Source organism: Ferrovibrio sp., assembly GCF_046297595.1.
GTDB lineage: Bacteria > Pseudomonadota > Alphaproteobacteria > Ferrovibrionales > Ferrovibrionaceae > Ferrovibrio.
On record NZ_JBKBHT010000001.1, the window covers coordinates 898,462 to 919,352 of the forward strand.

The window sequence follows — 20,891 nt, forward strand, 5'->3', positions numbered from 1 at the left end:
CAATGTTCATAATTTCAGCTCACGATACCGCACATCGTCCATGGGATTATCGTAATATGGCGGAATATCGCGGAATTCGAGCGCATCGTAAATCCGGTTGGCCGCCACCATGCGCCGCAGGGTATCCAGCCGCATCAGCCGATAGCCCAGCCGACGGGCCTCGGCGATCACCGCATCGGCCAGCAGACGGCCAAGGTTGTGTCCGCGACCTTCCGGATCGACATAGAGCCGCTTCATCTCGGCCATCCTGTCGCCCTTCTCATTGGCCCCCAGGTCGCGCAGGCCGACCACGCCGCGCGCCACCCCATCCACCTTGCCCAGCAGCAGGGCGCCGTTTTGCGCCGGGTCGTATTTGCCGGGCATTTCCGCCAGTTCCTTGTCGAAGCCCTGGAAGCACAGGCTGAAATCCAGCGACTGAGCATAGGCCAGGAACAGCGCCTTGGCGGCGGCTAGGTCGTCAGGGCTGCTGACGGGTTCGATGGTGATGGTCGGTTTCGAGTCGGTCATGGCATCCATCATGGGGGACGTCGCTGAAAAGAAAAGGGCGCGGTGCCTAACAGGGGAAGGCACCGCGCCCGGCCGGGTTTGGGCACCGGCCACCGACGGCCATCGGGGCGACCGCCGAGATTTAAATCCATCAGCCTCACACCGTGATGCTGCCCTCCAGATACGGCACGCAGCTGCCCGCCATGCGCACGCGTTCGCCCTCGTCGCGGCAATACAGCACGCCGCCCCGCGCCGAGGCCTGGTAGGCGGTGATCTCGCTTTTGCCCAGGCGTTTCGCCCAGTAAGGCACGATGGAATAATGCGCCGATCCGGTGACCGGATCTTCCGGAATGCCCTTGGCCGGTGCGAAGAACCGCGAGACGCAATCGATGCCCGGTTTATCGCCCGGCGCGGTGACGATCACGGCAAATTTGTCGATCTGCATCAGGCCATTCATGTCGGGCTTCAGGTTCCGCACGATGGCGGCATTGTCATAGACGAGGAAATAGTCGCGGCCGGCCATCACCTCGCGAGGTGATGCGCCTATCGCTTCGATCAGGCCGGCACAGGGTTGCGCGGATTGCGGCATACGGCTGGGAAAATCCAGCGCCAGCCGGCCGCTTTCGCCATCCGGCGTCACGGTCAGGATGCCGCTCTTGGTCGAGAAATCGATGCGCTTGCGGCTGGCATCCAGCTTGTTGAAGATCACCCAGGCGCTGGCCAGCGTGGCATGGCCACAGAGATCAACTTCCACCTCCGGCGTGAACCAGCGCAGGCCGAAGCCATCGCCCTCCGGCACAAAGAACGCCGTTTCGGCCAGGTTGTTTTCCGCCGCGATGGCCTGCATGGTCGCATCCGGCAGCCATGTTTCCAGCGGCACGATGGCGGCGGGATTGCCCTTGAATACCTGCTCGGCAAAGGCATCAACCTGATAGATCGGCAGTTTCATGTCGTCTCCGTCAGAGGAACAGCAGCAGGGCCGACAACACGGTCAGGCCCGCCATCACTAGATTGAAAGTCAGCCGCTGCCGCGCATTGTGCAGGAAGCGGCCGATGCCGACGCCGAACAAGGCCCAGAGCGAAACGCAGGGCAGGTTGATCAGCGTGAAGATTGCAGCAATTAGGCCCAGCTCCACGGCATAGTCGCCGCCCGGCGTGGTGAAAGCGGCAATCGCACCGACCGCCATCATCCAGGCCTTGGGATTCACATACTGGAACAGCGCCGCCTCGTGGAAGCGCATCGGCCGCGCCTTGATTGCAGATTCGATGGCGCCGGCACGTACCAGCTGCCAGGCCAGCCACAGCAGATAAGCCGTGCCCAGCAGCTTCAATCCCTGATGCAGCAAGGGGCTGGCCAGGATGACCGCGCCAACGCCCAGTCCGCTGACCACGATCAGCGACAGAAAACCCGCGCTGATGCCCAGCATATGCGGCAAGGTGCGGCGAAAGCCGAAATTGGCACCCGACGCGGTCAGCAGGATGTTGTTCGGTCCGGGCGTGATCGACGTCACCACCGCAAACAGCACCAGCGGCAGCAGCAGGAAGCCGGACAGGTTGGCGGTCGTCATGAGGACACCCCCGCCATGCCGCCTTTCGGCCCATAGAAGATCACCCATGCAGCCATGGCATCGCCGAAATCCTCGAAGCGATGCGGCATGCCGGCCGGCACGAACAGGAAATCGCCGGGACGGAACGGCACTGTTTCGTTGCCCATGACAAAACGTCCCTCGCCCTGCACCACGACATAACATTCGTCGCGGTCATGGGGCTGCTGGTGGTCCACCTGCTGGGGCGCATAGAACTCAGCCAGCAACTCGCCGCGTTCCAGCGCGATGGCGAAACGCTGACCGCCACTCGCCGGCAGGCGGGCCTGCATCTCGGCAGCGGTGAAACGGAAGGCGCGGCTGGGGTCAGTGATCATCTGAGGTTATCTGGCATCTTGCGCCGGCTTGGCCGGCGCCGCTGCAAATGCGGATGCATCGCGCGACGCCGGCGGCCGGGGGGGGCTTAACGATTCGGCCCTAGCGCAGCCAGATCGACCTGTGGGTGACTGCTTCGATATCGGCGCGGCTGAGACCGACATCTTTCAGAATATCGTCGGGCAGCGTCGCCAGATGCGCCCGTTCCCGGGCCTGGCGCTGCCAGTCGAGCAGCTTCAGCACGGCAGCCATCGCGCCCTCGGCACTGACAGCGACCATGCGGTCGATCACCCGGCCGATCGTGCTGCCCACGCGTTCGACCGGGCCGCTACCGTAGGGCCGGTCGATTGTATCGATACAATTTGTCATCTTGCCCCTCCATATCCGGGCGATTTGTGTAGATTGAACCCGATCAATTCGGGCAATTCAGATACAATATTGACTCTTTGATCGCGTCAATGCCAATATTGTCACCATGACAATGTGGATCCCAAAACTCGACCTCTTCCCCGGCCCGCGCTACCAGGCGCTGGCTGCCGCCATCGAAGCCGCCGTGCAGACCGGCGAATTGCCGCCCGGCGCGAGACTGCCGCCGCAGCGCAATCTCGCCTGGAAGCTCGGCGTCACGGTCGGCACGGTCAGCCGCGGCTACATGCTGGCCGAGCAGAAGGGTTTGCTTTCAGGCGAAGTCGGCCGCGGCACTTTCGTGAAGACCGGCGCGAATGGCAGCTTCTCGAATGACAGCAGCCACGCAATCAGCTTCGACGAGGCCGAGATTCCGCGCCTGGCGACGCCGGGTGTGATCGAATTGTCGCGCAACGAACCCACCCTGCCCGATTACGACGAAATCCTGCGCCGCTCGCTGCAGAAGCTGTCGCAGCGGCGCGGGCTGCAGAACCTGCTGGGTTACAGCCAGACGCTGGGCGACCCGGCGCATCGCGCGGCGGCGGCGCAATGGATCGCGCGCACCGGCCTGGAAGTCGCACCGGAACAGATCATCGCCACCGCCGGCGCGCAGCAGGCGCTGGCCGTGGTGATCACCGCGATGACCATGCCGAACGAGACCATGCTGGTGGAATCGCTCACCTATGGCGGCGTGCATGAGAATGCGCAGCAGCGGCCGGTGAAGTTGGAAGCCGTGGCGATGGACGACGAAGGCATGCGGCCGGACGCTCTGGCCGAAGCCGCGAAGCGCACCGGCAGCCGGCTGGTGCTGATCCAGCCCACGATCCACAATCCCACCACGGTGATGATGAGCGAGGAGCGCCGCGCCGATATCGTGGCGGTGGCGCGCAAGTTTGACCTGACCATCATCGAGGACGATGTCTACGGCTTCCTGGTGCGCGAACGACCGACGCCGCTGGCCGTGCTGGCGCCGGAGCGCACCATCAACATCACCAGCGCGTCGAAATGCATGGCGCCGGGTTTGCGCGTGGGCTGGATCGCGGCGCCGCTGGCGCTGATCGAACGCTTCGCCGACGCGCTGCATGCCTATGCGGTGAACAATCCGCGGCTGAACCAGGAGATCGTGCGGCAGTGGATCGAGGATGGCACGGCGGCCAGCCTGGTCGAACGGCTGCGCGAGGAATCGGCGATCCGCAACGCCATCGCCACCGAGACCTTCGACGGCCTGACGCTGAAATCGCATCCGGCCAGCCTGCATTGCTACCTGGAACTGCCGAGCCCGTGGCGGCCGAACGAATTCACCAACCAGGCCCTGGGCCAGGGCGTGCGCATCGCCAGCTGCACGTCGTTTGTACCCGACAACCGGCCCAACCCGCCGCCCTGGGTGCGCATCTCGCTGGCGCCCTCGCCCGACCGGGCGGAAGTGGCGGAAGGCCTGCGCCGCCTGCGCGTGCTGCTGGAGCGCGGGCCGGAAGCGCGCCGCGCTGTAGTTTAGTCCCGCTTCACCATATGGGCGTGGTTGAGCGGGCCGTGGCCGTGGCCGAAGCCCGGCGCGGTCTCGATCGCCCTGCGCACATAGGCGCGCGCCTGCACCACCGCGTCATGCAGCGACAGCCCGAAGGCGAGCCCGGTGGCGATTGCCGAGGCCAGCGTGCAGCCGGTGCCGTGCGTCGAGCTGGTATGCAGTTTGGATGACGTGAAACTTTCGCTGCCCTGTGCATCGCTTCCCTGTGCATCGCAGAGCAGGTCGGTGAGCTGTTCGCCCGGCAGATGGCCGCCTTTCAGCAGCACGGCCTTTGGCCCGAGTTTCAGCAGGGCCTGCGCCGCCGCCGGCATGGCGGCGGCATCGGGGATCGACAAGCCGCAGAGCGCCTCGGCCTCGGGCAGGTTGGGCGTAATCAGCGTAGCGCGCGGGATCAGGATCTCGCGCAAAGCCGCCTCGGCCTGCGGCTGCAAGAGCCGTGCGCCGCCCTTGGCCACCATCACCGGATCGACCACCAGCGGCACGTCGGGTGCATAAAGCTTGAGCGCATCGGCCACCGCTTCGATGATGTCGGCGCGATGCAGCATGCCGGTCTTGATCGCATCGGCGCCGATATCCTGCAGCACAACACGAAGCTGCAGCGCGATGAATTCCGCCGGCACCTCGTGGATGGCATGCACCGTCACGGTGTCCTGCGCGGTGAGCGCGGTGATCGCGGTGGCGGCATAGCCGCCGAGCGCCGTGACCGCCTTGATATCGGCCTGGATACCGGCGCCGCCGCCGGAATCCGAACCGGCGATGATCAGGACGCGGCCGCGCTTGGTGGCCGCGCCGCCCGACGCAGCACTCATGCCGCCGCGCGCTCCAGCGCGGTGACGATATCGGCCACCACCGTCTCGACCAGTCTCTGGTCCTCGCCTTCCGCCATGACGCGGATCAGCGGTTCGGTGCCGCTGGGCCGGATCACCACGCGGCCCGCCTTGCCCAGTTTCTTCTCGGCCGTGTCGATGGCCTGCTGCACGGCCGGCAGCTCCAGCGGCTTGCCGCCGCTGTGGCGTACATTGCGCAGCAATTGCGGATAGGGCGTGAAGCGCCGGCAGAATTCGCTGGCCTTCTTGCCCGACTCGCACAAGGCCGACAGCACCTGCAGACCGGCCACCAGGCCATCGCCCGTGGTGGCGAAATCCGACAGGATGATGTGGCCCGACTGTTCGCCGCCGAGGTTGATGCCTTTTTCGCGCATGGCTTCCAGCACGTAGCGGTCGCCCACCTTGGTGCGCAGCAGGTCGATGCCCAGCCCGTTGACGAAGCGTTCGAGCCCCAGATTAGACATCACGGTGGCGACCAGCGCCTTGCCGTTCAGCCGCCCCTGGGCCAGCCAGCTTTCGGCGATCACCGCCATGAGCTGGTCGCCGTCGATCACGCTGCCGCGCTCATCCACCATCACCAGGCGATCAGCGTCGCCGTCCAGCGCGATGCCCACATCGGCGCCATGGGCGACCACGGCTTCCTGCAGCGCCTTGGGATGCGTCGAGCCGCAATCGCGGTTGATGTTGAAACCGTCGGGGTTGACGCCGATGGAAATCACCTCGGCCTCGAGTTCCCACAGCACGGCCGGCGCCACCTTGTAGGCCGCGCCATTGGCGCAATCGACCACGATCTTGAGGCCCGACAGCTTCTGCCCCTTGGGCAAAGTGGCCTTGGCGAATTCGATGTAGCGGCCATCGGCGTCGTCGAGGCGTTTGGCGCGGCCGAGCTTGGTGGCCTCGGCCATTTTAGGCTGCTTCTCGCCCAGAATCATCGCCTCGATCTCGCGTTCGGCGGCATCCGACAGTTTGTAGCCATCGGGGCCGAACAGCTTGATGCCGTTGTCATGGAAGGGATTATGCGAGGCCGAGATCATCACGCCGAGATCGCAGCGCAGGGCACGGGTGAGCATGGCCACCGCCGGCGTGGGCATCGGGCCGACCAGGAACACATCCATGCCCACGGCGGTGAAACCCGCCACCAGGGCCGGTTCGAGCATGTAGCCCGAGAGCCGCGTATCCTTGCCGATCACCACGCGATGGCGGTGGTTGCCGTTGGTGAAATAGGCACCGGCGGCCATGCCGACGCGCAACGCCGTGGCGGGCGTCATCGGTTCGGTGTTGGCGAGGCCGCGGATGCCGTCGGTGCCGAAGAATTTGCGGGGCATGCGAATCGATCCCGAATACGTGTACTGGCGGCGGACTATGCCACAGGAGGTGCAAAAAAGTCAGTGCCGATGCGGGTTCTCCCCATCACCAGACGTTACGATCCGTAACAGGCGCGGCCGCGATGCCGCGCCAGATTTTCACCGCCTGTACCGTCTGCGGAACATCATGCACACGCAGGATATTCGCCCCCTGCGACAGGGCCCAGAGCCCGGCGGCCAGCGAACCCGGCAGGCGGCGGGCGGGATCGGCCTCATTGCTGACCGCGCCGATGAAGCTCTTGCGCGACACGCCGACCAGCAGGGCGCAGCCGAGATCGCGGAACCGGGCCGTGGCGCGCAGCAGCGACAGGTTATGCGTGGGCGTCTTGCCGAAGCCGATGCCGGGATCGAGGATGATTTTCGCACGCGGAATGCCGGCGGCTTCGCAGGCCTCAATCCTGTGCCGCAGATAATCGAGCACCTCGGCCACCACATCCACGTAATGCGGCGCCTGCTGCATGCTGCCCGGTTCGCCCTGCATATGCATCAACACCACGGGCAGGCCGCTTTCGGCGGCCGCAGCCAAGCTGCCCGCGCCTTCCAGGGCGGAAATATCGTTAATCAGCGCGGCGCCAGCTTTGGTGGCGGCCCGCATGGTGGCGGCATGGCGCGTATCGACGGAGATAGGAATCTTCAGGTCTTTCAGGCCCTCGATCACCGGCAGCAGGCGGGCGATTTCCTGTTCCGGCGAAACCGGCGCGGCGCCGGGCCGGGTGGATTCCGCGCCCAGGTCGATGATGTCGGCGCCCTGTTCGGCCATCTGGCGCGCCCGGGCGATGGCCGCGGCGGCATCCCCTTTCAGGCCGTCGCCCGAGAAACTGTCGTCGGTGACATTCACGATGCCCATGACGAGAGGTCGCGACCAGTCGAAACCGGGCAGCGGCGCGGGTTGGGAAAACTGCGGAAAAGCGGCGGTCACGGCCGGGGCTGCCTCAGGCGTTCGTTTCGCTTCGTTTGGGCCCATTCAGGTCCATCCAGGTCCGTTTTGAACCATTCGGGTCCGTTTTGAACCGCCGGGGCCCGTTTGCATACCATTTGGGTCCATTCCGGTTCATTCAGGTCCGCATTAACTTATTTTTCTACCGAAAGTATGCATAGCGGAATGAGTCTGGACGTTATGTTCCTATCATGTTCTCATCGAAAAATCAAGATTGGGCTGCTTTGCCGTGAGAGCCTCGATGTTTTCCAATTTTTGGAATTTCTGCTAGGCTGGCCATGCTCGTCATCGGCACCAGCCTGGCCGAGGCCTATTTCGCCGCCCATGCGGGCCATAAAGGCATCCGCGCCGCGCGGGCGCAATACGATGCCTGGCTGGCCATCGTGCGGCGGGCGGACTGGGTGGCGCCCGAGGATGTGAAGCAGGCGCATCCCAAGGCCAGCATCCTGAAAGGCGGGCGCGTGGTATTCAATATCAAGGGCAACGATTTCCGGCTGCTGGCCGTGGTGGAATACAGGGCTGGCGTGCTGGCGATCCGCTTCTTCGGCAGCCATGCGGAGTATGATGCCATCGATGCCCAGAGCATATGAACCGGCCCTTTGATGCGGCAGAGTGACGGCAGGACGGAGCGGATGACATGAAGGCGACCCTGATCGTGATCGAGAACGATGCCGATCTGGCCGAGGCGCAGGCGATGGTGGCGGCCCTGATGCAGCAGCGCGGTGCCGATGCCGCCACGCTGGCACGGCTGCGCGCCCAGGCGGAACTGATCGAGGCTTATGAACGGCGGCGCTGGCCGCCGCGCGGCGCGCGGCCGGCCGACATCATCCGCTATCTGATGGACCAGCATGGGCTGGACCGCGCCGATCTGGTGCCCCTGCTGGGCACGGCAAGCCGGGTCAGCGAGGTGCTGAACGGCAAGAAGCAACTCAGCATGGCGATGATCCAGCGCCTGCGCGCCCGCTTCGGCATTCCGGCCGACCTGCTGCTGCCGCCGGCCACCGAACCCTCGCAGGCCGCCTGACATTATCCGCACACCTGACATTATCCGTACAAGGGAACCGCCCCAATGGCCTCTGTCATGACCCTCGATTTCCTGATCATCGCCCTGATCGTGGTGGCCACGCCGGGCACCGGCATGATCTACACCGTGGCCGCCGGGCTGACGCGCGGCGCCGGGGCAAGCCAGGTGGCCGCCTTCGGCTGCACGCTCGGCATCCTGCCGCATATGCTGGCCGCCATCACCGGGCTGGCGGCGCTGCTGCATACCTCGGCGCTGCTGTTCGACGCGGTGAAATATGCCGGCGTGGCCTATCTGCTGTGGATGGCCTGGGCGACCTGGCGCGACCGCGGCAGCTTGAGCCTGACCGGCAAGGGGCCGCGCAAGTCGACGGCTTTGCAGGTCACCATCGAAGCCATCGTGATCAACCTGCTCAATCCAAAGCTGTCGATCTTCTTCTTCGCCTTCCTGCCGCAGTTCGTGGCCACGGATGCCCCCGACGCCCTGCCGCGCATGCTGGCGATGAGCGGCGTATTCATGGCGATGACCTTCGTGGTTTTTGCCGCCTACGGACTCTTCGCAGCCGCCGTGCGCGACCATGTGCTGAGCCGGCCGCGCGTCATGCTGTGGCTGCGCCGCAGCTTCGCGCTGGCCTTCGTGGCGCTGGGGGCCAAGCTGGCGCTGACGGAAAAGTAGGCAGCGGAAATCGCTGGCCATCCGGCCGAAGCGCGGCATGATGGGGTGCAGCGCAGACAGCGGGATCATGCCCGGTAGATGCTGCGTCTACTGACCATCCGGCACCCAATCCGGCCGCCATCGCAGAGGGGGAACTCCGATGAGCCAGATCACCGGCACCAAGATCGACATCGCGGAAACCCGCGATGCCACTTTTAACGACTATGCCTTCACCGATACATGGCCGCTGGCCGCCAATGGCCAGCGCAAGGCGGTGTATCTGAAAAGCCCGGGAAAGGCCGGCGGCGCGATCGTGACCGCGTTCTACACCAAGCCGGCCAAGATCACCGTCGCGATCTCGCAGACCGGCGGCAAAAGCTGGAAGGTGAAGCACGACATCTTCGGCAGCGGCGCCGATCCGGGCATGACCAACCAGCTCAATCCGGCGCTGGCGCTCTCGTCGTCTGGCCGCGTGCATCTGGCCTTCCGTGCCTTCGGCCCCGCCACCGCACCCTATGGGTCGCTGTGGCATGCGCATTCGCCCGACGGCCGCGCCTGGTCGGCGGCGGTGCAACTGCCGCCGGTGGGCAGTTCCTATCACGGCTGCCCGGCCATCGCGGCCGGACCGAAAAAGACGCTGTTCATCGCCTTCGATTATGCCGGCGGCCTGTATCTGCTGCGCTCCACCGATGACGGCGAGACCTGGGCTCCGCCGCTGCCGCTGTCGCAGCCGGGCGGCGGCAATACCCGGCCGTCGATCACGGTGGACGCCGCCGGCACTGTCTATATCGCCTTCACGCAGGCCTACCATCTGTATTGCGCCAAGGGCGAGGCCTACGGCACCGTCTGGGAAAGCCGCAAGGTGCTCGGCTCCGCGCGGCTCGGCGCCAACTATGCCAGCATCGCGCTGGATACCGCCGACAAGCCGGTGATCGCCTGCTACGCCGCCGCCGATCAGCAGGGCCCAGAACCCTACCAGGGCATCCATGTGATGCGTCAGGCCGGATTATGGTCGGAAACCTGGAGCGAACAGATCATCGACTCGACCTACATGCCCGAGGAGGAGATCCACACGCCGAGCCTCGCCGTGAGCAAGGACGGCGTCTTCCAGGTGGCCTATATCCGCAGCCAGGCCGTCGCCGGCCTGCCCTGGCCGAAATGGCCGCGCGACATCTGGTTCCGCCAGGCGCAGACCTGGAACGACTGGGCACCGCCGCAGCGCATCACCCAGGCGGTGGACCGCGCCAAGAACCCGCAGGTCTGGCCCAATCTCTATTGGCAGTCGCAGCAGCCCGCCAAGGACGGCTGCCTCGTCCTGTGGGACGGCAAGAACGAAACCACGCCGCAGGGCGCCCTGCCCTGGTTCGCCCGCAGCTTCGTATCGGATACATTTCTGATCTAGGAGGCGGCGGCGACGATGCGCGAGAAGATATTCATGCCGCCTGCTATCATTCTGCGGCTGCGCCGCAGCTTCGCCGCCGCCTTCGTGGCGCTGGGGCGAAACTGGTGCTGACGGAGCGGTGAGATGGACTGGCTCACACTCTGCATCCGACTAGTCGAGGTTACCGCATGGCCTTTTGTCGCGATGCTTGCATTACTTTTATTGCGCGGCGAAATAAAATCTTTGATGCCTCTGTTGCGAAAAATTAAAGCGGGGCCTTTGGAAGCCGAGTTTGAAGCAACCCTGAAAGAAGTATCAGAACAAGTAGATACCCGTCTCGAAAGCGCGCCGCACATCACCCTTCCAGAGCAAAAGAAATTGTATGACTTGGCTCGGGTTAGCCCACGCTCCGCAATACTCGAAGCCTGGCGAGGCGTTGAAGTGATGGCAAAAAGCGCCGCCATTCATAATGGTGGATCTCCCGCTCCAAATGTACCAACCGCCTTGAGTGCCTTGCGGGAATTAACTAATAGTTCGCTGATAAGCTTGGAAGACGCTGCGCTATTTCAGGACCTTCGAGGCCTGCGAAACCAAGCCGCGCACGTAGAGCCCTTCGATCTCTCTGAAAGCTCAGCAATTGAATACATTAATCTCGCAGCAAGACTAGAAGAGAAACTTCGAAAGTTGGCATGCCGTGAGTAAGCTACAACACCCCTGATGCAATTGTGCGTGCAGCCAAGAACGACTCCGAAAATATAACCATGAACATCGGCATCCTTGAATGCGGCCCCGTCCCGGCGGCGCTGCGCGACACCTATATCAGCTATCCCGCCATGTTCGCGGCGCAGTTGGCGCCGCTGCTGCCCTCTGCCACGTTCGAGACCGTCGCGGTGGCGCAGGGCGAGGCGCTGCCCGATCCCATGGCGCTGGATGCCTGGCTGCTGACCGGCTCGCGCCATGGCGTCTATGACGACCTGCCGTGGATCGGGCCGCTGAAAGACTTCATCCGCGCGGCCGCCGCGCTGAAGCGCCCCATGGTGGGCGTGTGTTTCGGCCACCAGATCATCGCCGAGGCGCTGGGCGGCCGCGTGCAGAAGGCCGAAATCGGCTGGCGCGTGGGGATGGAGACCTATGAGACGCACTTTGATGGTGCGGCGCGCAACGTGGCGATGCCGGCCTTCCATCAGGACCAGGTGATTGTGCAGCCGCCGGGCTCGGAGATCGTGGCGCAGAGCGAGGCCTGCCCCTATGCCGCCCTGCGCTACAACGATGCACCGATTTTATCGGTGCAGTTCCATCCGGAATTCAGCCGGGCGTATCTAAGCGACCTGATCGACGTGCTGGCGAAACATGACGCCGCGCCGGGCCTGCCCGGGGATGCGACAATGGACGATACCGGCATGCGCTGGATCGCCGACTTTCTGGCGGGACGGTAGGGGCGCCGTAGGCCTCATTCATACCGTCATAGCCGGGCTTGGCCCGGCCATCCACGTCTTAGTTTTTTGGCTGGATAGAAAGTCGTGGATGCCCGGGTCAAGCCCGGGCATGACGAATTATGAGAAAGCGGCCAACCCCATGACGATTGGGGGTATGTCAAACGACTGTGCCTTGCTTCAGTCGAGCAGCGGCTCCATGTCCGGGTCGCCCTTTGCCATCGCGCGGCGATAGGCCGGGCGGGCGCCGATGCGCGCCAGATACGCCCGGATATGGGGATAGGGCGAGAGATCGTAGGGCAGGTAGCGGCGCATGGTGGTGAGGCAGAAGACAGTCATGATGTCGGCCGCCGTGAAATCCTGCCCGGCCAGCCAGGGCACGTCGCCCAGGCGGGTTTCGAGCAGCGCGAGGCAGAGTTCCATGCGCTGCTGCCCGGTAAGTACCGCCGGGTGATCGGCCGGCGGATTGAGCCGGCCCGAGATCAGCACGCGCATAAGGGCGGGCTGCAGGGTGCCGTTGGCGAAATGGAACCAGTAGAGATACTGGGCGAAATCCGGGTGGTCCTTCGTCAGCGCCAAATGGCCCCCTCCGTTTTCCTTGGGGCCATGTTTGGCGATGATGTAGTCCATCACGGCGCCGGATTCGGCCAGCACGATGCCGTCATCGGTGATCACGGGTGCCGAGCCGATGGGATGCAGCGCCTTGTATTCGGGCGGCGCCATCACCGGGGCGCGGTCGTAGCGTTTTAGTTCGTAGGGAATGCCGAGTTCCTCGCAGAGCCAGACGATGCGTTCGGACTGAGACTTGCCGAGATGATGGATGGTGAGCATGCGGCCTCCCTGGGTTCGTGGCGCGGGAGGGTAGCATGAAAAAAGCCCGGCACGAGGCCGGGCTTTTGAATGGGACCCCGGCTCAAGGCCGGGGATGATGATGGAGTGTTACGCGCCGGGGACCGGTTCCAGGCCCGAGGGGCCGGGCTTGCCACGCGAGCTGGTCGGCACGGCAGACCGGGGCCCGGTATCGCCCGACGACGAAGTCGGCTTGTCGTCCGGCCGCACGATGGGCTCGCCGCGCAAGAGCGCCTTCACCTCGTCGCCCGACAGCGTCTCGTATTCCAGCAGCGCCTGGGCCACCTTGTCGAGATCGTCGCGGTGTTCGGTGAGGATGCGGCGGGCGGCGGTTTCCGCCTCGTCGATGATGCGGCGGATTTCCTCGTCGATCAGTTTCGCCGTGGCATCCGAGACATTCTTGCGCTGGGTGACGCTGTGGCCGAGGAACACCTCTTCCTCGTTGTCGGAATAGCGCAGGCGGCCGAGCTTGTCGGACATGCCCCATTCCGTGACCATGCGACGCGCCAGGCCCGTGGCCTGCTGAATGTCGTTGGAGGCGCCGGTGGTGATGTTTTCCTTGCCGAACACCAGCTCTTCCGCCATGCGGCCGCCGAACATCATCGCCAGGCGCGATTCCAGTTCCAGCGTCGACATGCTGAGCCGGTCCTTCTCGGGCAGCGACATGGTGACGCCCAGGGCGCGGCCGCGCGGGATGATGGTGACCTTGTGCAGCGGATCATGCTTGGGCATGAACAGGCCGACCAGGGCATGGCCCGCCTCGTGATAGGCGGTGAGGCGCTTTTCCTCTTCGCCCATCACCATCGAGCGGCGCTCGGCGCCCATCATCACCTTGTCCTTGGCGGATTCGAAATCGGCCATGGTGACGACGCGGCGGTTGCGGCGCGCAGCCAGCAAAGCGGCCTCGTTGACGAGATTCGCCAGATCGGCGCCCGAGAAGCCGGGCGTGCCGCGGGCGATGATCTTCGGGTCGACATCGGGCGCCAGCGGCACCTTGCGCATATGCACGCGCAGGATCTGCTCGCGGCCGACGATGTCGGGATTGGGCACCACGATCTGGCGGTCGAAACGGCCGGGGCGCAGCAGGGCCGGATCGAGCACGTCGGGGCGGTTGGTGGCGGCGATCAGGATCACGCCCTCGGTGGCCTCGAAGCCATCCATCTCGACCAGCAGCTGGTTGAGCGTCTGCTCGCGCTCGTCGTTGCCGCCGCCGAGGCCGGCGCCGCGATGGCGGCCGACCGCGTCGATTTCGTCGATGAAGATGATGCAGGGCGCGTTCTTCTTGGCCTGCTCGAACATGTCGCGCACGCGGCTGGCGCCGACGCCGACGAACATTTCCACGAAATCCGAGCCCGAGATGGTGAAGAAAGGCACGTTGGCTTCGCCGGCGATGGCACGCGCCAGCAGGGTCTTACCCGTGCCGGGCGGGCCGACGAGCAGGCAGCCCTTCGGGATCTTGCCGCCGAGGCGCTGGAATTTCTGCGGGTCGCGCAGGAATTCCACGATCTCTTCCAGTTCGGTCTTGGCTTCCTCGATGCCGGCGACGTCTTCAAACGTGACGCGGCCATGCTTCTCGGTCAGCAGGCGGGCCTTGGACTTGCCGAAGCCCATCGCCTTGCCGCCGCCGCCCTGCATCTGGCGCATGAAGAAGATCCACACGCCGATCAGCAGCAGCATGGGGAACCAGGAGATGAAGATGCTGAAAAGCGGGTTGCCTTCCTCGGGCGGCGTGGCCGTGACGCGCACGCCGCGCTCGGTCAGCTTGCTCACCAGCGTCGGGTCGTTGGGGATATAGGTGGTGAAGGCGCGGCCGTCGCGGAAATGGCCGGTGACCGTGTTGCTGCCGGTCTGGATCGCCACGTCGGTGATCTGGCCGTTGGTCACGTCGTTGAGAAAATCGGAATAGGCAATGGCCGAGGAGCCGGTGCGGACACTGGGGCCCTGGAACAGGTTGAAGAGCGCCACGACCAGCAGGCCGATGATCACCCACAACGCCAGATTACGACCGAACATGTTCACGGCAGCCTGATCCTTTTCACCTGTCCGGGCCGGCGCGGAATTTTGCTGCCGGACCCTTCAAAAACCCCTCGGGAAAAACTTTAGCCGATTTCCCCGTTACCAAACCATAGATATGACCCCGTCGCCGCTAAACAAGCGGTTACCGGGTGCGGATTCCGCCTCACCAATGCTTTCCGAATGTTACAAAGAGGCCCGGCGGCAAACTGCCACAGCCCAGGCCCGGCACGGCCAGCAGGGTTCCGTTGCGCCAGACGGCCGGCAGGGTCGGCCAGGCAGCGGCGGGAATGGTGGTGGAAACACCATCCGGGCGATGACGGCCAAGCGGCGCGAGCGTGAGGCCGCGCGCGGATCTGGGCACGGCGATCTCGAAGCGGCCGTCCCACAGGAAACGGTCGTCGGGGGTGAGCGTCATGGCTTCGGGCAGGTGGCGCGCCTCGCGGCAGACAAGGATTTGTGTGCCGGCCTTTTCCGGCCGCAACATGCAGCGGTGCAACGTGGCGGCTTCAGGCTTTGCGCCGCGCAGGCCGGCCAGCAGCCGCTCCAGCCGCTCCAGCCGGGGCGGCAGCGGATCGCCGCCGATGGCCTGCAGCAGGCGGGCCAGCGCGCGCAGGGCGATCTCGTCATCGGCCGCCTTCAGCTTTGCCGGATCGAGCCGGGCGATGCCGGTCACGGGATCGAGATGCGCCATGCCCTGCAGCAGCACGAGGGCGGCCGAGTCGAGCGCGGCGCGGGCGCGGGAAAGGTTGCGGGCGGTGAGTGCCAGATGCGCCACCAGTTCGGCGCGTAGCCCCGCATCGCCGCCGGCGAGATCGTCCAGCGCCTGGCGCACCCGCACGCGGGCGAAGGCGGGATTGGCGTTGCTGGGGTCCTCGATCCAGGCCTGGCCGCGTTTGCGCAAGGTCGCGACCAGATCGGCCTTGGGCACATCCAGCAGTGGGCGCAGCAGGATGAAATCCATATCCAGCGCACGCGCAGCCTGCATCGCCGCCAGGCCATCGACGCCCGAGCCGCGCAGGGCGCGCAGCAGCAGCGTCTCGGCCTGGTCCTCCCGGTGATGCGCCAGCAGCAGATGCCTGATGCCGGCCCTGGCGCAGGCGTCGCGCAGCAGGCCGTAGCGCGCCTCGCGCGCGGCATCCTGGCGGTTGGCCGCCGGTTTCGCGCCGCGCCAGGTGAGGATGCGGCAGGACATGCCGGCCGCCTTCAGCCAGCGTGCCACCTGCCTGGCTTCGGCGGCGGATTCGGGACGCAGGCCGTGATCGACGGTGAAGGCGCTGACGCGGATGTTGCGCTTTGCCGCCCAGTCATGGGCCAGCAGGGCCAGCGCCATGCTGTCGGCGCCGCCCGAGACCGCGACGGCGACCTGATCGACGCCGCGCGGCAGCAGGGCCCCGAGCCGGCGGCCGAAAGCAGCGACGCTCAGGACCGGACTCGGGGCCGGCATGATGGGCGGCTTACTTGCAGCCGATCTTGCCGCGTTCGCGGGTGGCGGCGTCTTTCACATGCTGCGGCGCGTTGGGGAAATCCTTGGCGAGCTGGCCCAGGGCGGCGCAGGCTTCGGGGTTCTTCTTCATCGCCGCCAGCGACATGCCGAGCTTCAGCAGGCTGTCGGGCGCCTTGGCGCTTTTGCCATAGCCCTGATAGCCCTGCAGGAAGGCCTGGGCGGCCGGCTCATATTGCTGGCGCACGTAATAGGTCTCGCCCAGCCAGTATTGCGCGTTGCCGGCCAGCGGATCCTGCGGATGCGCACCCAGGAATTCGCGGAAGGCGGCCTCGGCATCGGCATAGTCGCTCTGCACCAGCAGCTTGTAGGCGTAGTTGTAGCGTTCCTGCGTGCTGCCGGCGGGCAGCTTGGCGCGCGCGCTGGGCGCGGCCGGTGCGGTCGCCCGCGCGGTCTGCTGCGGGGTGGCGCCCTGCCCGCCCCCGGCGCTGGCACCGGCACTGGGCGGCAGCGGCCGGCCCTGGGCATCCGCCGGCATGGAACCAAGCACGCCTTCCCTGCTGGGCGCCTGGCCCGGCGTGGCGGAGGTGGAACCCCTTGCCTGATTCTGGCTGGCCACGGCCTGCTGGCCCGGCTGCGGCCCGGCGGCCGGCGTGGCGGCCGGCGGCTTGACCTGTTCGATGCTGCCAGCGGCAGCGCCCGGCTGCGCGCCGCCGCGTTCGATCTGCGTCAGGCGGAAATCGACGTCTTCCACCAGCTTGTCGATGCGGCGGTTGGCCTGGCTGGAATTGAACTCGACCTGCTCGAAACGGCCGGTGAGTTCGCGGATCTGGTTTTCCAACTCGTCGATGCGGCTGTTCAGCCGGTTGGCGATGGAGGAGCTGTCGCCGCCATCGGAAAGCGGCGCGCTGGAAACGCTGCCTGAACCCGAGGGGGCGGAACCGCCGCGGTAGACCTGACGCTGCAGCGCGCGCAGGTCGTTTTCCAGCCGGTTGATGCGATCGAGCGTCTGGGCGTCCTGGGCCGAGGCCGGTGCCACGGGCAGGACGGCAAGCAGACCGCAGAGGATGGCGGGCATGAAACGGATGGCGATGGGCGCGGCCATGGCGAAACCCCGGTCAGGCGGTGTGGCGGATACAGACGATCTTATGGCGGTTTACGTCAAAAGCGTGGCGGGCCGCAACCATGCGGGAAATCCGCCATTCGGCGAAGGACGCAAAGGACGACGGCTCAAGAAGGTAGCGCAAAAAAAGAAACACCCGCCCGCCGCCGGCAGAAGCCGGGGCGAAGCGGGTGTTCCTCGGAACCTCATCCGCAGGCGACTTGCGCCGCCCGCAGCGGAATTAGTTCGACAGGACCGTCACGCCGCGACGGTTCTGAGCCCAGGCGGCCTCGTTCGAACCCAGAGCCACCGGACGCTCCTTACCGTAGGAGATCGTGGTGACGCGGTTCGCCGGGATGCCCTGGTTGATCAGGTAGGTCTTGACGGCATTCGCGCGACGCTCGCCCAGGGCAAGGTTGTACTCGCGGGTGCCGCGTTCGTCGCAGTGACCCTCGACCACGATCTTCCACTGGCCATAGCGCTTCAGCCAAGCGGCCTGCTTGTCCAGGGTGGCCTTGCCGGCCGGCTTCACTTCGAACTTGTCATAGTCGAAGAACACGCGGTCGCCGACATTGACCTGGAAGTCCTGCACGGTGCCCGGCGCGATGCTGGTCTGACCGGTCGCTGCAGAGGCGCCACCGGTACCGCCGGTCGAGGCGGCCTGCTGCGGAGCCGATTCGCAGGCGGCGAGGAGCAGGCCCACAGCGGCGACGGCCACAAACTTGGAGCCGAAGGTGTTGAGGCGCATTTTTTTTATCCCTCCAAGGGTTTCGAGAGTGAGATCAGGAACCTGAACGACCAAAGAAAACTTGCGTTTCATCCCGGCTGTCGAGTTTCAACACCCGAAACGAAGCGTCTGACAAACCACTGACTTGACCCGGCCCGTCGGCCGCCGCAGCAATCTCTGGTACGCAATCCTAGAGGTCCTGCCAGCGTAAACGTTGCCGGAACCAATGGTTCAAGCCATTGCGTCACAATTGACTATATCGGGCGGTTTTTCCTGAATCAATAGGCCTAAAGGCTTGTAAATACTAATCCGGCCCCTGAGGCATTTCTGCCACAGGGGCCGGAAAAGCGGGAATTATCCCCAGGCTGCCGAGCCGCCCGAACCAATTGGTTAATAGGTCCGGCGCAGTCGGCGGGCCGTAAAAAGCCGTCAGCGGATCAGAGCCGACAACGGCGACCAGGCCGGATCGGACGCGTCGATCGGCGTGGGAATTTCGCGTTCGTTGTATCCGGTCAGATCAATCGAGACGAGACGGACCCGCTGGCCGCGACCGCGCGCATCGGACGGAACCTCGCGATAGAACATCAACACGCGGCCATTCGGCGCCCAGGTCGGCGCTTCCTGCACCAGCGGCGAGGTCGAGAGAATGCGTTCACCCGAACCATCGGGCCGCATCACACCAATCGAGAACTGACCGCCGCCTTCCTTGGTGAAGGCGATCAGATCGCCGCGCGGCGACCAGACCGGCGTGGAATAACGGCCCTGGTTGAAGCTGATGCGGCGCTGATCAGTGCCATCGCCATTCATCGTGTAGATCTGCTTGCTGCCGCCACGGTCGGAATTGAAGGTGATGCGGCGGCCGTCGGGCGAGAAGGATGGCGACGTGTCGATGGCGGGATCGGCGGTGAGGCGCGAACGCTGCCGCGTGCGCAGATCCATCATGTAGACATCCGAGTTGCCATCCACCGCCAGCGACATGATCACGCGGTTGCCATCGGGCGAGAAGCGCGGGGCAAAGGTCATGCCGGGGAAATCGCCGACCAGTTCCTGCTGCCCGGTATCGATGTTGAACAGATATACGCGCGGCTTGTCGTTGAAATACGACAGATAGGTGATTTCCTGCTGGCTCGGGCTGAAGCGCGGCGTCAGCACCAGATAGCGGCCATCGGTGAGGAAGCGGTGGTTGTGGCCATCCTGATCCATGATCGCCAACCGCTTCACGCGGCGGTCCGGCGGGCCGGCTTCCGCGACATAGACGATGCGGGTATCGAAATAACCATCCTCGCCGGTGACGCGCTTGTAGATCGCATCGGCGATCAGATGGGCCAAGCGGCGCCAGTTATCGGGCGTGGTGAACAGCGCCAGGCCGGTCATCTGCTGCTCGGCGGCCACATCCCAGAGGCGGAATTCGCCGCGCAGGCGGCCATCGGCCTGCATTTCGATGCGGCCATTGACCAGGGCATCGACGTTGATCACGCGCCAGTCGCCGAAGCGCGGCTGCACACGCATGGCGGCGGGACTCTGGATATGGGCGCGCGGATCGGCCGGCTTGAACAGGCCGGAACGTTCAAGGTCGGCGCGGATCACGGCGGCGACATCCTGGCCAAGCTTGGTGGCCTGCGGGTTGTCGGCATCGAAATCGGAAATCGCGATCGGCACGGGCTTGAAATTGCCGCGCGTGATGTCGATCTCGACCGCGGCTTTCGCCGCCACGGCAAGGAACAGCGTGGAGACCAGCGCCGTCAGGCCGGCCAGCAGGCCTTTGCGCGGCCATGCGGCCTTCTGCTTCATCGTCGTCGCGGTCATCACTGCTCCCGTCATGTGTCAGCCACCCAGCATCTGTCGCGGATCGAAATTCAGGATGATTTCCTGACTCCATTTTTCCCTGTCGCCCGGCGGCAACTGGAACGGCACCGCCTTGAGCACGGCGCGGCGGGCCGATTCAGCCGCCGAGCGATAGCTTTCCTGGCCCGGCAGATACATGCGGGCGGTGTCGACGATCTCGGGCTGCGTGCGCAGCGTGCCGTCGGGATTGAGGCTGAAGCGGATGCGCACGATCAGGTTCTGCGCATCCTTGGCACCGATATCGAACTGCCAGCGGTCTTCGACCTGCTTGCGGATGAAATCCTTCTCGCTCATCGAGATCGGCAGGTTGGGATTGGACGGCCCCTCGGCGCGCGGCGCCGATGCCGGCGGCGTGCGCGCGGCGGTCTGCGGTGCCTGCTGCGGTTGCGGCGAGGGCGGCGCCTTCATCTTGTTCACCAGCGCGGCCACATCGGTGAAACTGGGCGTCTTGCTCTTCTCTTCCGTGCGCTGGGTGATCTTGGGCGGCTGCGGCTTGGCCTCGGGCTTGGGCTTCTCGGCCACCTTCGGCGGCTCGGGCGCCTCGACCACTTCCTTGGGCTGGGGCACGGGCTTGGGCGCAGGCACCGGTTCGGGCATCGGCGCGGGTTTGGGTGCCTCGGCCTGCTTGGGCGGCTCAGGGGTGGGCGGCGGGGGTGGAGGCGGCGGCGCGGCGGCAGCCGGCGGCGGCTTGGGCGGCTCGGGCGCGACCTTCTGCTCCGGCACCGGCTCTTCCTTCGGCGGCGCCTTCGATTCGACGACCTTGGGCTGCGGCTTGGGCACGTTGGTCTTGTCGGCGATCGGCGCGAATTCGGCCAGGATCACCGGCGGCTCAAGCTCGCGCTTGGGCTCCCAGTACGGCAGGCCGAAAATGGCCAATGCCGTGATGCCGGCATGCAGGCTGGCCGAGAATATGTACGAGGAGCGTTGCACGCGTCTAACTCACACCCTTTTGCCTGTAA

22 protein-coding genes are annotated in these 20,891 nt (G+C 65.3%); 7 read left to right on the forward strand and 15 right to left on the reverse strand.

The features are described from left to right. Positions 1–6: 6 nt before the first annotated feature. The 5 genes from ACK4FJ_RS04500 to ACK4FJ_RS04520 all read right to left on the reverse strand — a co-directional run bounded on the left by ACK4FJ_RS04500 (position 7) and on the right by ACK4FJ_RS04520 (position 2,774). A complete protein-coding gene (locus ACK4FJ_RS04500) occupies positions 7–507 on the reverse strand; it encodes a GNAT family N-acetyltransferase (protein WP_409764637.1) in 501 nt (166 codons plus the stop codon). 136 nt (positions 508–643) lie between these two features. Then, positions 644–1,435: a PhzF family phenazine biosynthesis protein gene (locus ACK4FJ_RS04505; RefSeq protein WP_409764638.1), complete on the reverse strand. Its 792-nt coding sequence runs from the start codon at positions 1,433–1,435 to the stop codon at positions 644–646. A 10-nt stretch (positions 1,436–1,445) separates the two neighbouring features. Beyond that, a complete protein-coding gene (locus tag ACK4FJ_RS04510; protein ID WP_409764639.1) occupies positions 1,446–2,054 on the reverse strand; it encodes a LysE family translocator in 609 nt (202 codons plus the stop codon). Continuing rightward, entirely contained in the window at positions 2,051–2,407 is a 357-nt protein-coding gene (locus ACK4FJ_RS04515; protein WP_409764640.1) for a cupin domain-containing protein, read from the reverse strand. The genes ACK4FJ_RS04510 and ACK4FJ_RS04515 overlap by 4 nt, the downstream gene beginning before the upstream one ends. Before the next feature lie 100 nt (positions 2,408–2,507). Then, complete coding sequence (locus tag ACK4FJ_RS04520) at positions 2,508–2,774, reverse strand: DUF1127 domain-containing protein (RefSeq protein WP_409764641.1); 267 nt, start codon at positions 2,772–2,774, stop codon at positions 2,508–2,510. Between the two features lie 106 nt (positions 2,775–2,880). On the opposite strand from ACK4FJ_RS04520, the gene ACK4FJ_RS04525 reads away from it, so the two are divergent. Then, the gene (locus ACK4FJ_RS04525) at positions 2,881–4,305 is read left to right on the forward strand and encodes a PLP-dependent aminotransferase family protein (protein WP_409764642.1); all 1,425 of its coding nucleotides are present in this window, start codon (positions 2,881–2,883) and stop codon (positions 4,303–4,305) included. Here ACK4FJ_RS04525 and thiD read toward each other — a convergent pair. The 3 genes from thiD to folP form a co-directional block, all read right to left on the reverse strand. Further along, complete coding sequence (gene thiD / locus ACK4FJ_RS04530; RefSeq protein ID WP_409764643.1) at positions 4,302–5,144, reverse strand: bifunctional hydroxymethylpyrimidine kinase/phosphomethylpyrimidine kinase; 843 nt, start codon at positions 5,142–5,144, stop codon at positions 4,302–4,304. The two genes, ACK4FJ_RS04525 and thiD, sit on opposite strands and share 4 nt — an antisense overlap. Then, positions 5,141–6,493 carry a phosphoglucosamine mutase gene (glmM, locus tag ACK4FJ_RS04535; protein ID WP_409764873.1) on the reverse strand — a complete coding sequence of 451 codons (1,353 nt, stop codon included), beginning with the start codon at positions 6,491–6,493 and terminating at the stop codon, positions 5,141–5,143. Before glmM ends, thiD begins: the two co-directional genes overlap by 4 nt. Positions 6,494–6,572: 79 nt before the next feature. Beyond that, positions 6,573–7,445, reverse strand: coding sequence for a dihydropteroate synthase (folP, locus tag ACK4FJ_RS04540; RefSeq protein ID WP_409764644.1), 873 nt, complete (start codon positions 7,443–7,445; stop codon positions 6,573–6,575). A 296-nt stretch (positions 7,446–7,741) separates the two neighbouring features. Here folP and ACK4FJ_RS04545 point away from each other — a divergent pair, with 296 nt between their 5' ends. The 6 genes from ACK4FJ_RS04545 (at position 7,742) to ACK4FJ_RS04570 (ending at position 11,955) form a co-directional block, all read left to right on the forward strand. Continuing rightward, positions 7,742–8,053 (forward strand): type II toxin-antitoxin system HigB family toxin, encoded by a 312-nt coding sequence (locus ACK4FJ_RS04545; protein WP_409764645.1) that lies wholly within the window; start codon positions 7,742–7,744, stop codon positions 8,051–8,053. Between the two features lie 47 nt (positions 8,054–8,100). Then, positions 8,101–8,487 (forward strand): type II toxin-antitoxin system HigA family antitoxin, encoded by a 387-nt coding sequence (locus ACK4FJ_RS04550; RefSeq protein ID WP_409764646.1) that lies wholly within the window; start codon positions 8,101–8,103, stop codon positions 8,485–8,487. 57 nt (positions 8,488–8,544) lie between these two features. Continuing rightward, positions 8,545–9,159 carry a LysE family translocator gene (locus ACK4FJ_RS04555; RefSeq protein WP_409764647.1) on the forward strand — a complete coding sequence of 205 codons (615 nt, stop codon included), beginning with the start codon at positions 8,545–8,547 and terminating at the stop codon, positions 9,157–9,159. Positions 9,160–9,298: 139 nt separating this feature from the next. Continuing rightward, a complete protein-coding gene (locus ACK4FJ_RS04560; protein ID WP_409764648.1) occupies positions 9,299–10,540 on the forward strand; it encodes a sialidase family protein in 1,242 nt (413 codons plus the stop codon). Between the two features lie 123 nt (positions 10,541–10,663). Beyond that, positions 10,664–11,221 (forward strand): hypothetical protein, encoded by a 558-nt coding sequence (locus ACK4FJ_RS04565; RefSeq protein ID WP_409764649.1) that lies wholly within the window; start codon positions 10,664–10,666, stop codon positions 11,219–11,221. A gap of 59 nt (positions 11,222–11,280) precedes the next feature. Continuing rightward, the gene (locus ACK4FJ_RS04570) at positions 11,281–11,955 is read left to right on the forward strand and encodes a type 1 glutamine amidotransferase (protein ID WP_409764650.1); all 675 of its coding nucleotides are present in this window, start codon (positions 11,281–11,283) and stop codon (positions 11,953–11,955) included. Positions 11,956–12,132: 177 nt separating this feature from the next. Here ACK4FJ_RS04570 and ACK4FJ_RS04575 read toward each other — a convergent pair whose 3' ends face one another. The 7 genes from ACK4FJ_RS04575 to ACK4FJ_RS04605 form a co-directional block, all read right to left on the reverse strand. Continuing rightward, entirely contained in the window at positions 12,133–12,783 is a 651-nt protein-coding gene (locus ACK4FJ_RS04575; protein WP_409764651.1) for a glutathione S-transferase family protein, read from the reverse strand. A gap of 108 nt (positions 12,784–12,891) precedes the next feature. After that, positions 12,892–14,820: an ATP-dependent zinc metalloprotease FtsH gene (gene ftsH / locus ACK4FJ_RS04580; RefSeq protein WP_409764652.1), complete on the reverse strand. Its 1,929-nt coding sequence runs from the start codon at positions 14,818–14,820 to the stop codon at positions 12,892–12,894. Positions 14,821–14,980: 160 nt separating this feature from the next. Then, a complete protein-coding gene (gene tilS, locus ACK4FJ_RS04585; RefSeq protein ID WP_409764653.1) occupies positions 14,981–16,261 on the reverse strand; it encodes a tRNA lysidine(34) synthetase TilS in 1,281 nt (426 codons plus the stop codon). A gap of 10 nt (positions 16,262–16,271) precedes the next feature. Further along, positions 16,272–17,363 carry a tol-pal system protein YbgF gene (gene ybgF / locus ACK4FJ_RS04590; RefSeq protein WP_409764654.1) on the reverse strand — a complete coding sequence of 364 codons (1,092 nt, stop codon included), beginning with the start codon at positions 17,361–17,363 and terminating at the stop codon, positions 16,272–16,274. A 238-nt stretch (positions 17,364–17,601) separates the two neighbouring features. Next, positions 17,602–18,108: a peptidoglycan-associated lipoprotein Pal gene (gene pal, locus ACK4FJ_RS04595; protein WP_409764655.1), complete on the reverse strand. Its 507-nt coding sequence runs from the start codon at positions 18,106–18,108 to the stop codon at positions 17,602–17,604. Between the two features lie 408 nt (positions 18,109–18,516). After that, positions 18,517–19,893, reverse strand: coding sequence for a Tol-Pal system beta propeller repeat protein TolB (gene tolB, locus ACK4FJ_RS04600; protein WP_409764656.1), 1,377 nt, complete (start codon positions 19,891–19,893; stop codon positions 18,517–18,519). Between the two features lie 18 nt (positions 19,894–19,911). Next, positions 19,912–20,862: a hypothetical protein gene (locus ACK4FJ_RS04605; RefSeq protein ID WP_409764657.1), complete on the reverse strand. Its 951-nt coding sequence runs from the start codon at positions 20,860–20,862 to the stop codon at positions 19,912–19,914. Between the last annotated feature and the right edge of the window lie 29 nt (positions 20,863–20,891).

Coding starts and splice junctions, on each gene's coding strand:
- ACK4FJ_RS04555 (WP_409764647.1), top strand. CDS start 8,545: ATGACCCTCGATTTCCTGATCATCGCCCTGATCGTGGTGGCCACGCCG.
- tolB (WP_409764656.1), bottom strand. CDS start 19,893: ATGACCGCGACGACGATGAAGCAGAAGGCCGCATGGCCGCGCAAAGGC.
- ACK4FJ_RS04520 (WP_409764641.1), bottom strand. CDS start 2,774: ATGACAAATTGTATCGATACAATCGACCGGCCCTACGGTAGCGGCCCG.
- ACK4FJ_RS04560 (WP_409764648.1), top strand. CDS start 9,299: ATGAGCCAGATCACCGGCACCAAGATCGACATCGCGGAAACCCGCGAT.
- ACK4FJ_RS04550 (WP_409764646.1), top strand. CDS start 8,101: ATGAAGGCGACCCTGATCGTGATCGAGAACGATGCCGATCTGGCCGAG.
- ACK4FJ_RS04525 (WP_409764642.1), top strand. CDS start 2,881: ATGACAATGTGGATCCCAAAACTCGACCTCTTCCCCGGCCCGCGCTAC.
- ACK4FJ_RS04510 (WP_409764639.1), bottom strand. CDS start 2,054: ATGACGACCGCCAACCTGTCCGGCTTCCTGCTGCTGCCGCTGGTGCTG.
- ACK4FJ_RS04500 (WP_409764637.1), bottom strand. CDS start 507: ATGACCGACTCGAAACCGACCATCACCATCGAACCCGTCAGCAGCCCT.
- ACK4FJ_RS04575 (WP_409764651.1), bottom strand. CDS start 12,783: ATGCTCACCATCCATCATCTCGGCAAGTCTCAGTCCGAACGCATCGTC.
- tilS (WP_409764653.1), bottom strand. CDS start 16,261: ATGCCGGCCCCGAGTCCGGTCCTGAGCGTCGCTGCTTTCGGCCGCCGG.
- ybgF (WP_409764654.1), bottom strand. CDS start 17,363: ATGGCCGCGCCCATCGCCATCCGTTTCATGCCCGCCATCCTCTGCGGT.
- ACK4FJ_RS04565 (WP_409764649.1), top strand. CDS start 10,664: ATGGACTGGCTCACACTCTGCATCCGACTAGTCGAGGTTACCGCATGG.
- pal (WP_409764655.1), bottom strand. CDS start 18,108: ATGCGCCTCAACACCTTCGGCTCCAAGTTTGTGGCCGTCGCCGCTGTG.
- ACK4FJ_RS04545 (WP_409764645.1), top strand. CDS start 7,742: ATGCTCGTCATCGGCACCAGCCTGGCCGAGGCCTATTTCGCCGCCCAT.
- ACK4FJ_RS04505 (WP_409764638.1), bottom strand. CDS start 1,435: ATGAAACTGCCGATCTATCAGGTTGATGCCTTTGCCGAGCAGGTATTC.
- ACK4FJ_RS04515 (WP_409764640.1), bottom strand. CDS start 2,407: ATGATCACTGACCCCAGCCGCGCCTTCCGTTTCACCGCTGCCGAGATG.
- thiD (WP_409764643.1), bottom strand. CDS start 5,144: ATGAGTGCTGCGTCGGGCGGCGCGGCCACCAAGCGCGGCCGCGTCCTG.
- ACK4FJ_RS04570 (WP_409764650.1), top strand. CDS start 11,281: ATGAACATCGGCATCCTTGAATGCGGCCCCGTCCCGGCGGCGCTGCGC.